This is a genomic window from Acetobacter sp. (assembly GCF_022483985.1).
Lineage (GTDB): Bacteria > Pseudomonadota > Alphaproteobacteria > Acetobacterales > Acetobacteraceae > Acetobacter.
Map to the genome: position 1 here is coordinate 191,343 of NZ_JAKVME010000002.1, position 13,480 is coordinate 204,822.

Here is a 13,480-nt window from a genome sequence, read left to right on the forward strand (position 1 = left end):
TTGGCTGCGGAGGTTATTTTCCGCGCGAATATGGCTTTTTGTGGGTGATGTGGCACGCATTACGGGCCTCGTCATGCTGCTGATTGAAGCGATGTTTCTGTCTGAACGGTTTCCGATGATATTTCGCGACGTTCTGCGGCATCACGCCGGATTCTATGAAGCATTTTTCATCTTTGTCCTCAATATACCACAGATTTTTGACCTCGCTCTTCCAATCGCTTTTCTCGTCGCGACTTACAGGGCCGTGATCGATATGCGGGAGGGGAGAGAGCTTCTTGTCATGGGCGCAGCAGGCATGGGGCCGCGGGGGCTGCTGGCTCCATGTTTTGGGCTCGCATGTGCGGCGGCGATGACATCTTTTTTCGTGGCGGGTGTCATCAACCCTCTGTCGCTTTATGCGCAGCGCGTGGTTCTGTTCAACGCGCAGAGTCTGGCGCTTTCAGGAGGAAGCGCCACAGGACAGTTTTATGTTTTGGAAAAAAATGTCGTTTTTGCGCCTGCGACACGTGAGAGGGCGGAACTTCCCGGACAAAAAAGGAATCTTTTTATTTATGAACCGAATGGAGACAGTTGCGTAAAAATTATTCTCGCAGGCAGCGCCAGATCGGAAACTCCTGAAATCAGGGGCGTGCTGTCTCTGTTTTTTGACAACGTATCGTGGCGTATTTTCGATATGAGGCTGAGTTCGGCAGCAGCCAGTCCCTGTCCGGTCGAGGCAGAGTCCTTCACTTCGGGTGACAGGCGGGTACGGTTGTCCGAGCTTCTGTCCTTTCAGCCTCGCGGCTTTGATGGCAGCGAACTGACATCTCCGGAACTGCTGGGGATGCCGTCGGAGCCCGGTTTGCCTGACGCAGGCAAACTGTATCAGATACAGGCGGAACGGATCGGGCGGATATTACTGTGTTTCATGGCGCCAGCACTGGCCTGCGCCGCAGTCTGTCTCACGTCGCGGCGGATGCAGTATGTGGTGTTGCCGGTTGCCTGTGGCGGCCTGATGTCGCTTGATCTTGGCTTTGAATGGATCGTGCATGCCGGGGCGTTTCTCCATGAAAAAAGGGTGATTGCAGAACTCGTTCTCATGACCATCGGGGGATGTGTTTCCCTGATTTTTCTGACATGGCGTTTGCAGAACACGCTGTTTCGCCCACAGTTTGGCAGGGCCTGAAAAAATGTTTCTGGCACCTTTCGGGTCTTACACACGCTATCTGTTGCGAACCTATCTCTGGCAGGTCGGCTCGATCCTCGCCATTCTCTGGCTTGTGGCGCTGACGATTGATATTCTGCCCCAGATCGGTCTTCTGCTGGATGGTGCACCGGCTCATCCCGTGCGCGTTATTCTATGGTTCTGCGTTTTGCGGACGCCGTGGCTTCTTGTGCCTCTCATCCCGTTTGCGACCTTTCTGGGTGTTCTGACTGCCGAATATCTTCAGACCCGTTCCGGCGTAAGGATTCTCATCTGGAACAGCGGTCGTTCACCGATGGGCTGCCTCATGCCGGCGCTTCTTCTCGGGCTTCTTCTTGGATCGGTCGATACGGTTCTGGATGCCTGGGTCGGGCCGGTTTCGATGGCGATTCAGGCGCGGGACAGGCTGGGGCGCGACGGTCAGCGTCTCGATCGCTCACGCGCAAGCGACTTTCAGTGGATCGCATTGCCTGAGGGCCTGCTGCGTACAAGGGTTTTTCAGGCAGACGGTATTGTCCATCTGAAAGATCTTTCATTTTTTCATTTTAAAGGTCCGGAAAAACTCGTCGAACTCGTTCATGCAAAAGAAGCAAGGCAGATTGAGGAGAGTTCTTTCTGGCGTGTGAGCGACGGTATGCTCTGGGGAGGTGGCGTGGATGATCCCAGGATGACTGAAAGCATTCTTTTCGGCGGTCCATCGACAGGATTTCTGAAGCATGATCTTCAACTATCTGTCGATACGATATGGCTCAGCGTGATCGGAATGGAGCCGCAATATGTGCCGTTCCGTATTGTCAGGACATTGGCCGATCGACCTTCGCGCGGTTATGACCCTGCCGTTTATCGGACACGTGAACAGGCAGTTTTTGCGGATGCGATGTTTGTGGTGATGATGGCTGTGGCGGCTAGCGTATTTTCGACTGTTCTGCTGACCGGTTCAGGCATGTTGACCAATGTGACAAAAATTCTACTGGTCGGCTATGCCGTCCATTCAATCGGACGCGCATGCATTCTTTTTGGCGAGAATGGTCTGTTGCCTGCTGCTCTTGCCGCATGGTCAGTGCCTGTCATGCTGTTTTGCGGAGTGACTGTTTTCCTGAAATGTCAAAAAGGAAGGCAGGGATAGGAAACGGTCTGAAACGCATCTTGGTGAGCGGTCCTGTGATGAATTTTCTTCTGATGTCCGGTCAGAAGTTACTCGATAAACAATGATTTAGAGCGGTATCCATGATCCAGCCTGAACGGATGCCGCTCTAAATCTCTTGTTTTGTAGAAGAAGCTGTCAATCAGGCGACGTTATTTATACAGCTTTTCAGGCATCGCTCATTGAGCGCCCGTCAGTAGGGGATATTCCATTCGGAAGCTGAGTGCCAAGCGAGAGACCGTGCGAATTCCAAGAAATTTCAAAAAATGAATATCAACTTTCTATGGTAAAACCGCCTTGATTACAAGGGGCACGGTATTGCGTGTCGTACGAGGGAGATTGTCATGACGTGCGAGGAACAGTTCGCTTTCGCCTCCCATCCACCGCCGAGCGCCTTTATCAGACTGACATTGGCAAGTAACTGGCGCATCCGGATATCACGCTGGCTTTGCTGCTCCTGAAGGAGAGAAGCCTGTGCCGTCACGACGTTGAGGTAGCTGTCGGCACCTTGCCGGTAAAGTGTCATCGCAGCATCAAACGTACGACGGGCGTCTTCAGCAGATGCGTTTCGGGCAGCCGCCTCCTGCTCAAGCCATCGTAGTTCGGCCAGAGCATCTTCGACATCGCGAACTGCCGCCAGCACAATGGAGCGGTAATTGGCTTCGGCTTCATGCAGCTGCGCGTAAGCGGCCGATTTCTGGGCGTTGAGCCGCCCACCTTCGAAGAGCGGGAGCGTCACCTTCGGACCGAGGGACCAGAGGGTATTATGCACGGAAAGCATGTCGATCTGGGCGCTCTGGAAACCGCCCACCACCCCCAAAGTCAGGCTGGGGAAAAAAGCAGCCTTGGCTGTCCCGACTACCTTGGCGGCTGCGGTGATCCTGTGTGCCGCCGCCGCAATGTCCGGCCGCCGTTGCAGTAGGGTCGAGGGCAGGCCGGCAGGCACGGCGGGTGGAGCGGAAATCTGCGTTGCCGGGGGGAGTGAAAAGCTGCTTGCCGCCGTGCCGGTCAGGACGGCAATGGCATGTTCTGTCATGGCACGTCTGGCAGCGATAGCGGCGCTCTGGGCGCGGGCGTCTTCAAGCTGCGTCCGGGCGCGAAAGACATCCATGCGGGGGATCAGCCTGGCGTCGAACAGGCGCTGCGTCAGGTCCCGGGCTTTCTGGTAGGCTGCGATGCTGTCATCCAGCACGGCCATCTGATCGTCGAGACCACGAAGCTGGAAATATATGGTTGCCAGCTCCGCCTGTAGGCTGAGGCGCATGGTCGCCAGATCGGCGGCGCTTGCCTGAGCGGAAGCTGTGCCCGCGGCGGCCTGATTGCGGATGCGCCCCCAGAAATCAACTTCATAGCCGACAGATGCTCCAAGCTGGTTAGCGCCATAATATGTTGGCTGTTTGCTGGGAAGGATGCGTAAGGGCCTGTTCAGCGACTGCTTGTTGTCGCTCAGGCTTCCCTCCGCAACGATTTGCGGCATCAGCCCAGCGGCAGCCTCGGCAGCGAGAGCGCGTGCCTGATCGTAACGCGCCACGGCTGCCGCCAGATCCGGGTTGGCGTTCTCAATCCGCGTTTCCAGACTGCTCAGGACCCTGTCGCCAAAGTGCTCCCACCATGGCCCACGTGCGGAATCCACCGCCGCTTGCGTTGGTTGCGCCGGTTGTCTCGTGTCGGCTTCCTTGTAGCTGGCCGGAATGTCGATTTTCGGTGGCCGATCATCAGGCGAGAAATTGCACGCCGGAAGGCTGCCACACAGCAGGACAGCAACGACAATACGGGGATATGGGGAGGGCACGTTTCAGTTCTTCCCGACCATCATACTGGCAAGCTGGACGGTATCGCCGTTCTGGATCGTCTCCGGCGGGTTGTCGATCACCATATCCGTAGCCGCGAGGCCGGACACGACTTCGACATGATCGCCGAAATCTCGGCCAAGTTTGATCGTCCGCAACGTGACCTTCCTGTCGGCGCCAAGCAACGCAACCTCAATGCCGTGATCCGATGGCATCAGCGCCGTCGCCGGTAGTTCCATACTGCCGGGATGGCCGGGGAGTTGCAGATGCACCTGACAATAGGAACCGGCGGACAGCGCACCGTCGGTATTGTCGGCCTGAAGCTCGACCGTCATGCTGCGTGACGCCGCATCCATGGCGTTCGTGCTGGCGGTCACCCGTGCGTCGAACTGACGGTCAGGATATTGCGGCAGATAGAATGTCGCTTTGCGCCCCGGCTTCACATCCGCCGAAAAAAGCTGAGGAACCTGAATATAGAGACGCACCCGGCGCAGGTCGGAAACCTCGAACAGTTCCTGTCCCGCGCTGCTGCCGCCGTTGATCAGGGCTCCGATATCGATCTTGCGCGCTGTGACGGTGCCGCCGAACGGAGCGACGACGTTTCTGAATACCTGCAAGGTTTGCAGACGCCCGAAATTGGCCTGAGCCGACGCGAGGGCGGCCTTTTTGGCCGCCGCGTCGCCCTGTTTTTCGTCGATCGTCTGTTGCGCCGCCGCGTCCGAGCCGACCAGACTGCGCCAGCGTCTGGCGGTCAGTTCCGCCAGATGGAAATTGGCCTGCGCCGCCGCCAGATCCGCTTGCGCCTGAGCAGCCTGTCTGTCGAGGTCCGGCGTATCGATCGTGGCCAGCACCTGACCCGCATCCACGTGCGTGCCAATATCCACGTTCCAGTTCTTGAGATAACCGGGAACGCGGGCGTAGATCGCCGCCTGCCTGATCGGCTGGATCGTGCCCGGCAGGACGAGCGGCACGGTATCGGCGGCTGGTGTTATTCTGGCCAGCGACACGATCGGCACGGCCTGCGCCTCGGTCCATTGCCTGCGCGAAACGGCGGCATTGCGCCGTTCGGCGAGGCCCGCCGCGACGATCAGGACTGCGCCGCTCGCAGCGGCTATGCCCAGCAGGCGCAGGCGTCTGCGGCGGGTCGTCGGCGAAAGGTTGGCGCGCATGTCGGACTCAGTCATGTCAGGAATGGGAAGGTGCTGTCGCACCTGATGCGGGGGGGCGTGTCCTTGGCGTGGATCAGGCTGAACAGAATCGGCACGAGAAACAGCGTGGCGCAGGTCGCGAAAAGCAGGCCGCCGATCACGGCCCGGCCGAGCGGTGTGTTCTGACCCGGTTCGAGCGCCATCGGCACCATGCCGATGATCATCGCGAGCGCGGTCATCAGGACCGGTCGGAAGCGTGTGGCGCCGGCTTTCATGGCGGCGGTGACGGCGTCATCACCTTCGGCCATGCGCTCGCGGGCGAAGGCGATCACCAGATTGGAATTGGCGGTGGCCACACCCATGCACATGATCGCGCCCGTCAAGGCTGGTACCGAGATCGTGGTGCCGGTCGAAAACAGCATCCAGACAATACCTGCCAGAGCCGTGGGCAGAGCCGCGACGATAATGAACGGGTCACGCCAGGACTGGAAGTTCACGACCAGCAGCAGGTAGATCAGAATGATCGCGAAACCGAGGCCGGTGAAGAGCTGCTGGTAGGCGCTGTTCATGGTGGAGACCTGTCCGCGCAGGTCTATCTCCGATCCGCGCGGCAGGTCTCTGGCCGTCATGGCCATGAGCGCACGGATGTCCGAAGCCACGCCGCCGAGGTCGCGGTCCTGCGTCGTCGCATAGATGTCGATGACCGGACGTACGTTATAGTGTGACGCCACGGCGGAAGCAGGTACGCGCGTGATCGTGGCCAGCCCGCCGAGCAACTGAGATGCCGCACTCTGAGAGCTCTGGGTGAGAGCGCCTGCGGTGAGGGGGATATTCAGGAGGCCGCTCATACTGTCGAGGTCGTATTGCGGGGTCTGTATTGCGACGGGGTAAGAGCCGCCGTTTGCGGGATTCAGCCAGTAGGTGGGATAGGTCTGCGTGCTTCCCGCCAGAGTGGTGAGCATCGCGGTTGCGGCATCGCGCTCGCTGAGGCCCACCAGTCCCGCCAGAGTGCGGTCCGTTTCTACGTGCAGCGTCGGCTGGCTGAAGGCCTGCTGAATCCGGGCATCGGCGATGCCGGGCACGTGGCGGATGCGGGCGAGCAGCGCGTTGGCATAGACCCGGTTCTCCGCCAGCCTGTTGCCGGCGATCTGTAGGTCGATCGTGGCGGGCGTGCCGAAATTCAGGATCTGGCTCACCATATCAGCCGGGAGGAAGGAGAAGGTCGCTCCCGGCAATTGTCGGGGCAACTGCTCGCGCAGGCGTTTGATGTAGTCCGCTGTTGCTCCATGCGATGGTTTGAGCGTGATCAGAATATCGGCATCCTCGACGCCGATGCTGCCGGAGTTATTGTAGGCGGTATTGATCGGGCTGATGCTGCTGCCGATGTTATCGACGATGCCCGCAAGCTCGGTTGCCGGGATAACGGTCCGCACGACAGCATTCACCCTGTCACAGAGCTTCGTGGTTTCCTCGATCCGGGTGCCGACCGGGGCGCGTACGTGAAGCTTGATCTGGCCGGAATCGACGGTCGGGAAGAAATTCTGACCAAGAAAGGGCATTAACCCGAAAGAGAGCAGCGAGAAGCCGAGGAAGCCGCAGACAAGGCGTATGCTTCGCCGCAGGCTCAGTTGCAGGAGTTCAGCGTAAACTGTCCGCACCCGCTCGAACCCGAGTTCGAACGTCTGCTGGAATCGCGAAAACCGGTTGCCGCCGCTGGTGTCATGCCCTGACGGACGCACCAGCAGGTAATTGGCCATGGTCGGTACCAGCGTGTAGGTCAGCAGATAGGATGCGGCCAGAGCGAAGATGAATGCCTCGGCCTGCGGACGGAACAGGTATCCGGCGATACCTCCGAGTGCGAACATCGGCATGAAAGCCGTGGTTATGCACAGAAGCGATACCGTTGCCGGTAGCATGATCTCGTGCGCGCCATGCAGAATGGACGTTTCCACATCTTCGCCGAGATCCAGATGTCGGTTGATGTTTTCGATGGTGACGGTCGCATCGTCCACAAGAATGCCGACCGCCAGCGCCAGCCCGCCAAGGGTCATGACGTTGATCGTCTCACCCAGCGCCGATAGGACGGTGATCGATGAGAGGATCGCAAGCGGGATCGAGACGACAATGATCAGGGTCGATCGCCAGCTTCCTATGAAGATCAGGATCATGGCGGCGGTCAGCAGGCCCGCGATCAGGGCTTCCCGCAGTACGCCCGTGATCGCTGAGGTGACATAGGGTGACTGGTCCCCCACTGCGCTCAGACGCAGGCCCGGCGGCATCGTCTGTGCGACCCGGGGGAGCAGCGCCTTGATCTGGTTGATGATGGTGAGCGTCGAGGCAGAACCGGATTTGACGATAGAGAGCAGCACCGCGTTCTTGCCATCGACGCGTACGATATTGAGTTGAGGCGGGTGGCCGTCATGCACGAAGGCGACATCCCGCATGGCGATCACCGCGCCATTGACGGTCTTGACCGGCAGGTCGTTGAAAGCCGCGATTGTGGCAGGAGAATCGTTAAGCTGGACCGTGTATTCGTAGGTTCCGATTTTCTGTGTCCCAACCGGTGTGATCATGTTCTGCTGGGACAGGGCCGTGATCACGTCGTTGGCCGAGAGGCCGTACGTGTGAAGCGCCTGCTGGTCGAGGTCCGCCTGAACCTGACGAACCTTGCCGCCATAGGGCAGGGGGATGGAGGCGCCGGCCACGGAGGCGAGCTGGGGGCGGATGAAGCTGGTTGCGTTGTCGAACAACGCCGTGTCGGACAGTGTGTCGCTCGACAGGGCCAGTTGCAGGATCGGCACGCTGGAGGCGTCGAAGACCAGAATGGTCGGCGGCATCATTCCGGGAGGAAACTGCTTGAGCACTGTCTGTGACATGCTCGCGACTTCCGCTTCCGCTGACTGAATGTTCACGGAGGGCTGGAAGAAGAGCTTGATGACTCCATAGTTTGGAATCGACTGTGATTCGATATGCTCGATATTATTGACGCTGTTCGTGACGGCCCGCTCGTAGAATGAGACAACGCGCCCCGCCATGTCGTCGGGCGGCAGTCCGGTATAGCTGAAGACGACGCAGATCACGGGAATTCTGATGTTGGGAAAGATATCCGTGGGTGTCCTGAGTGCCGACGCCACGCCAATGATCAGGATCAGCAGCGCCATGACGACGAAAGTATAGGGCTGCCGCAGCGCTATTCGTACGATTCCGATCATGGTTACTCCACAGTGCCCGGAGGGATGAAAGAGCGCGCCGCGGATATCTCGCCCCCGTCGCTTCCTTCGGGTCGGGCGTCGATTTCTCCTTGATGCTGGATTCCGGTCAGACTGAACCGATTGTCGTCAGCGCTGTGCTGGGTGGACCGGATACGCGCCATTTTCGATGGGAGAGGGTGACTGCCGACGCTACGATGATCCCAGCTTGATGACGGCGTCGTTGCGCCACCTTATGGTCTGGCTATGTGTCTTCATGGGATGGTGATCTCCTTCTCGCCTGAAAGATCGACCAGACAATGCCATAAAGCAAATGCATGTTTTGTGGTATTATATGCACAATATGAATACACAAAAAATGGGGTAATTTCTTGAAGCTCTCCAGTTTTGATCTCAATCTTCTGGTTGTTTTCGATGCGGTGCTGCGTGAGCGCAGTGTCACAAAGGGGGCGGAGCAACTGGGTCTCAGCCAGCCGGCGACAAGTCATGCTCTGAACCGTCTTCGGCAACTGATGAAGGATAAGCTGCTCATCCGCACGCCCAGTGGAATGACGCCCACCCCCCGAGCGGAAGAACTGGCCCGGCATCTCCACCAGACGTTGATCGCCCTTCAGGGGCTTCTTCAGCCGGATGTATTCGAACCGGCCACAAGCCAGCATAATTTCCGTGTTGCGATGAATAATTACGCCGCGGTGGTTCTGGCCGGTCCCGTTGTTCTGGAGTGTGCGGCGTCAGCGCCCGGCGTGACATTGTCCCTGCTGCCGAGCGGCACGCTTGACCTGCCGGGGTTGCTGGATCGTGGAGATCTGGATCTGGTTGTTTCGGATCGGCCCATTATCGGTGATCGTTTTTCGCACCAGACATTGTTGGAGGATCATTACGTGGTCGCGATGCGGCGAGGCCATCCGGTTAGTCCGAAGAAGCTTGATATGCGGACCTTCGCCAGTTTGCCTCATCTGGTCATTTCGTCGAGTGGAGAGGATATGCGCTTCGTGGATATCGAGATGGAGAACCGGGGCTATGTTCGTCACGTCGCTGCGGAAGCACCTTTTCTCTCAGCGGGGACGCTTCTGGTTCAGTCACAGATGGTAGCCGTTCTTGGTCGCCAGATTGCTCAGGAGTTCCAGAATAATTATCCGATCGAGCTTGCCGAACTTCCTTTCAAATCGCCATCCCTGCATTCCGTCATGACGTGGCACAAGCGTCTGGAAGATCAGCCAGCTCATTGCTGGCTACGGAAATATGTCGTTTCTGTTGCAGAAAATTTATAATTTGAGTGAATAATAATTAATTGGCGTGAGATTTTTTATCGGATTCAGAAATATTTTTAATACGAAAAAAGATTTTATGGAACCGGTTTGCGATCGTGCGGCAAGGCACGCTGCTGCGGCTCAATCGGTCGGGTCGTCATCGTGAGAAACTGTAGAATACGGCACGTCGAATGGGTGAACCGGCTCAACAGCCGCCGTATTCCTGAACCAACCGGTAACATCGCGCCAGCCGAGACCGGATAGCCGTTTTACGCCGCTCTGGGCTGTATCCCTATCGCCGCGCAGCTTACGTCACTCGGCTCCGCCACTTCTTGGGCGGTTCAGGTCAGGACGGAACGGTTCAAAATCCATGTCCGGGGGGAAGTTTCGCGTTGGCTGTCCAGCCCGTTTGGACGAGCAAGCTACTCCTCACCATCAAAGAAACCGCGCTGTTGCACGCCATTTCTCCAATCGAGGGAGGAAAAATGGAATCGCAGAGAGGCGCTTGAAACCGAGAGATTCTTCGCCCTTCCGCCCACCCGTTGTAACGAAACATTAATCAGTTGTTCATTTTTAATGTGGCTGGAATTTAACTAAGTGTGTCGTGACAAAGAGAGAAGGCGCTTGGTGACTTTGTGACACATAAGGCGAATTTTCGATTTGCTTCAATATCCGCTTTTCTGACTTTCCAGATTGTATCTCCGAAAACCATGATAACATGGAAGGTATCACAATGTCTGCTCCCGTGTGGAAGCGCCTGAGAAAGCCGCTGACGCGTTCAGTCGCTCATCTCACCGCGGCGTCAATGGCCGTGTCGCCTGTTATGGTCACGGCCCCGGCTTTCGCCAAGGTGTCAACCGTTAAAACGGCGACACCGATCGAACATATCGTCCTTATCATTGGTGAAAACCACTCCTTTGATAATCTGTACGGAACGTACATCCCGAAAAAAGGGGAGACGATCGATAACATTCTCTCGAAGAAGATCGTCAATGTAGACGGAACGCCGGGTACGAATTTCTCGAAGGCTGCACAGCGTCAGTCGGCCGGTTCCGATACATACTCAATCGCACCGCCGAATCCAAAGGGATACAGCAAGCTTCCTGCTCCAGCCCTGTCCGGCACACCGGCCAAAGCGTCCGACACTGATCCGGCGCCTTTCGCCACCCTTGCGGCTGTCGAGGCTTTCGAAAAACTCGTTGGAAATAACGGAATCAATCGCACAGACTGGGCGAAGCTGACCACCGGCGCCAGCGGACTCGGTTCATCCGGTGTCGACACGCGCATCACAAACGCGAACAACCTGCCCAACGGTCCCTTCCAGCTTACGGGGGCCTCGCTGCCATATGACTCCTATGTCGGAAGTCCGGTTCATCGCTTTTTCCAGATGTGGCAGCAGGTCGACTGTTCGACCGCGCATGCAACGACGAAGAATCCGTCCGGATGCCTGAACGACCTGTTTCCGTGGGTGGAAATCCAGAGCGGCACGGGTGGAAACGGCGGAGCTCAGGCGGCAAACTTCAATGATCTGAGCACGGGCGAAGGCTCGATCGCGATGGGCTTCTACAATATGGCGACGGGTGACGCGCCATATTTCAAATCCCTGTCCGACAAATACACGACCAGTGATAACTTCCATCAGTCCGTGATGGGCGGGACAGGCGCGAACCATATCGCGCTCGGCACTGGGCTTGGCATTTACTACACGGACGGCAACGGCAATATCGCCACACCGCCGGAAAGCCAGATCGAAAACCCGAACCGTCAGAGTGGCACAACCAACTGGTTCACCCAGGACGGCTATTCAGGTGGTTCCTATGTCAAGTGCGCCGATGACTCGCAGCCCGGCGTCAAGACAATCACCAGCTACCTGAAAGCACTTCCGGGTAAGCACCCGTCGCGCTGTAAGTCCGGCGCCTATTACATTGTCAACAACTATAGCCCCGGCTATTTCGGTGATGGCACCGTGAATACGGGAACGTTCGTTATCCCGCCGTCAAATGTCCCGACAATTGCCGACCGTCTGAACGACAAGAAAGTCACATGGCGCTACTATGGCGCAGGCTGGAACAACTACGTCAAGGACCCGACCAGCCAGCTTGGCGGCGTCTATTGCGATATCTGCAATCCGTTCCAGTATGAAACGAAGATCATGGCGGATGCCCGTCAGCGTCAGGAACACATCAAGGACATCACTGATCTTGAAGCCGACCTGTCCTTGGGCAACCTGCCGGCAGTTTCCATTGTCAAACCGGACACCTTGCTGGATGGTCACCCAGCTTCCTCCAAGCCTTCACTCTTCGAAGCATTTACCAAGCGCGTGATCGAGAAGATCAAAGCCAAGCCGGAAATCTGGAAAAAGACCGCTATTCTGATCACCTTTGACGAAGGTGGTGGTTCCTGGGATTCGGGCTATATCCAGCCGCTGGATTTCTTCGGCGACGGCACCCGTATTCCAGCGATCATGGTTTCTCCTTACTCCAAAGGCGGTCATATCAACCACACTTACGGAGACCATGTATCCTTCCTGAAATTCGTCGAGAAAAACTGGGGTCTTCAGGTCGTCTCCCCCACGGGTCGTGACAATCTGCCCAACCCGGTCACATCCGGCAGCAACCCGTATGCGCCGACCAATAGCCCGGCCATCGGCGACCTGATGGATATGTTCGATTTCTCATCCGCCTCCGACACAACCGGTAACGACAGTTCCACCACTGGTGGCAACTCCTCCTCCGGTTCTTCCGGTTCGGGTTCCTCGTCATCGGGTTCATCAGGCTCCGGCTCCACGTCGGAAACCGGTCTGGTCCAGCAGCTCCTGAAGCAGATTGAAACTGCGCTTCAGAACATCTGGTCCTCAATCTCGTCGCTCCTCTTTGGATAAACGAGCAGGAAGTATCATCCGGACCCGCGTGTCCGGATGATACAGCCACCATAACCGCCGTCGTCTTTCTCTTTGAAAGGCGGCGGCATTTTGTGTTTTCAGCCCTTGCAGTCACAGGAAGCCCCGATGCCCGTCCATATCGAAAAAATCCTGAATCCTGATGAAATTTCGGAATGCCGGAAACTTCTGGAGGAAGGGCGCTGGATCGACGGGCGCGAAACAGCCGGTGTGCAGGCCATCCATGTGAAAAAGAACCGGCAACTCGATGCGGAATGTGAAAAAGCAGCAAAAGCCCGGCAGATTGTCGTCGCAGCACTCGGGCGCAATCTTCTGCTGCGAAGCCTCGCCTTGCCGCGTATGATCTGCCCGCCGATGTTCAACCGCTATGAAACTGGCATGACCTATGGTGCGCATGTCGATAATTCAGTGCAGATCATCCCGGGAAGTAACGGTCAGATGATGCGTGCTGATCTGTCCGCCACCCTGTTTCTCAGTGAGCCGGACGAGTACGACGGCGGTGATCTTGAGCTTGAAATGAATGCGGGCGTCGAGCAGATCCGTCTTCCGGCGGGAGACCTGATCGTCTATCCCACCACTATGATCCACTCCGTGGCGACCGTTACACGCGGCGTGCGTCTGGCGTCGTTTTTCTGGATTCAGTCCCTCGTTCCGGAGGCGTCATGTCGCGCCATCCTCTTCGATCTCGACCGCGCAATCATTGACCTGCGTTCCCGCACGGAAGAGGGAGATCCGGCGATCCTGACGCTCACCAACAGCTATCACAACCTGTTGCGTACATGGTGTGAGATCTGACTGTGGCTTTCATAATATCTTAATAAACAACTCGGCTCCCATCCGTATAACGCAGAAAGATT

8 protein-coding genes are annotated in these 13,480 nt (G+C 57.3%); 5 read left to right on the forward strand and 3 right to left on the reverse strand.

Features of this window, described 5'->3' with window-relative positions:
* The first annotated feature begins 49 nt into the window (after positions 1-49).
* Together LKE90_RS12605 and LKE90_RS12610 are read left to right on the forward strand one after the other, a co-directional pair.
* Positions 50-1,165: an LptF/LptG family permease gene (locus LKE90_RS12605; RefSeq protein WP_291494622.1), complete on the forward strand. Its 1,116-nt coding sequence runs from the start codon at positions 50-52 to the stop codon at positions 1,163-1,165.
* Positions 1,166-1,169: 4 nt separating this feature from the next.
* Positions 1,170-2,309 (forward strand): LptF/LptG family permease, encoded by a 1,140-nt coding sequence (locus tag LKE90_RS12610; protein ID WP_291494623.1) that lies wholly within the window; start codon positions 1,170-1,172, stop codon positions 2,307-2,309.
* A gap of 319 nt (positions 2,310-2,628) precedes the next feature.
* Here the strand turns inward: LKE90_RS12610 and LKE90_RS12615 are convergent, their stop codons facing one another.
* From LKE90_RS12615 to LKE90_RS12625, 3 genes are read right to left on the reverse strand one after another with little or no spacing between them, the layout of a single operon-like run.
* Positions 2,629-4,119, reverse strand: coding sequence for an efflux transporter outer membrane subunit (locus tag LKE90_RS12615; RefSeq protein WP_291494624.1), 1,491 nt, complete (start codon positions 4,117-4,119; stop codon positions 2,629-2,631).
* Positions 4,120-4,122: 3 nt separating this feature from the next.
* The gene (locus LKE90_RS12620; RefSeq protein WP_291494625.1) at positions 4,123-5,286 is read right to left on the reverse strand and encodes an efflux RND transporter periplasmic adaptor subunit; all 1,164 of its coding nucleotides are present in this window, start codon (positions 5,284-5,286) and stop codon (positions 4,123-4,125) included.
* Between the two features lie 11 nt (positions 5,287-5,297).
* Positions 5,298-8,477, reverse strand: coding sequence for an efflux RND transporter permease subunit (locus LKE90_RS12625; protein ID WP_291494626.1), 3,180 nt, complete (start codon positions 8,475-8,477; stop codon positions 5,298-5,300).
* A gap of 368 nt (positions 8,478-8,845) precedes the next feature.
* On the opposite strand from LKE90_RS12625, the gene LKE90_RS12630 reads away from it, so the two are divergent.
* The 3 genes from LKE90_RS12630 (at position 8,846) to LKE90_RS12640 (ending at position 13,418) form a co-directional block, all read left to right on the forward strand.
* On the forward strand, positions 8,846-9,745 hold the full coding sequence (locus tag LKE90_RS12630) for a LysR family transcriptional regulator (RefSeq protein ID WP_291494627.1): 900 nt from the start codon (positions 8,846-8,848) through the stop codon (positions 9,743-9,745).
* A 712-nt stretch (positions 9,746-10,457) separates the two neighbouring features.
* The gene (locus LKE90_RS12635; RefSeq protein WP_291494628.1) at positions 10,458-12,605 is read left to right on the forward strand and encodes an alkaline phosphatase family protein; all 2,148 of its coding nucleotides are present in this window, start codon (positions 10,458-10,460) and stop codon (positions 12,603-12,605) included.
* A 126-nt stretch (positions 12,606-12,731) separates the two neighbouring features.
* Positions 12,732-13,418: a Fe2+-dependent dioxygenase gene (locus LKE90_RS12640; protein WP_291494629.1), complete on the forward strand. Its 687-nt coding sequence runs from the start codon at positions 12,732-12,734 to the stop codon at positions 13,416-13,418.
* The last annotated feature ends 62 nt before the right edge of the window (positions 13,419-13,480 follow it).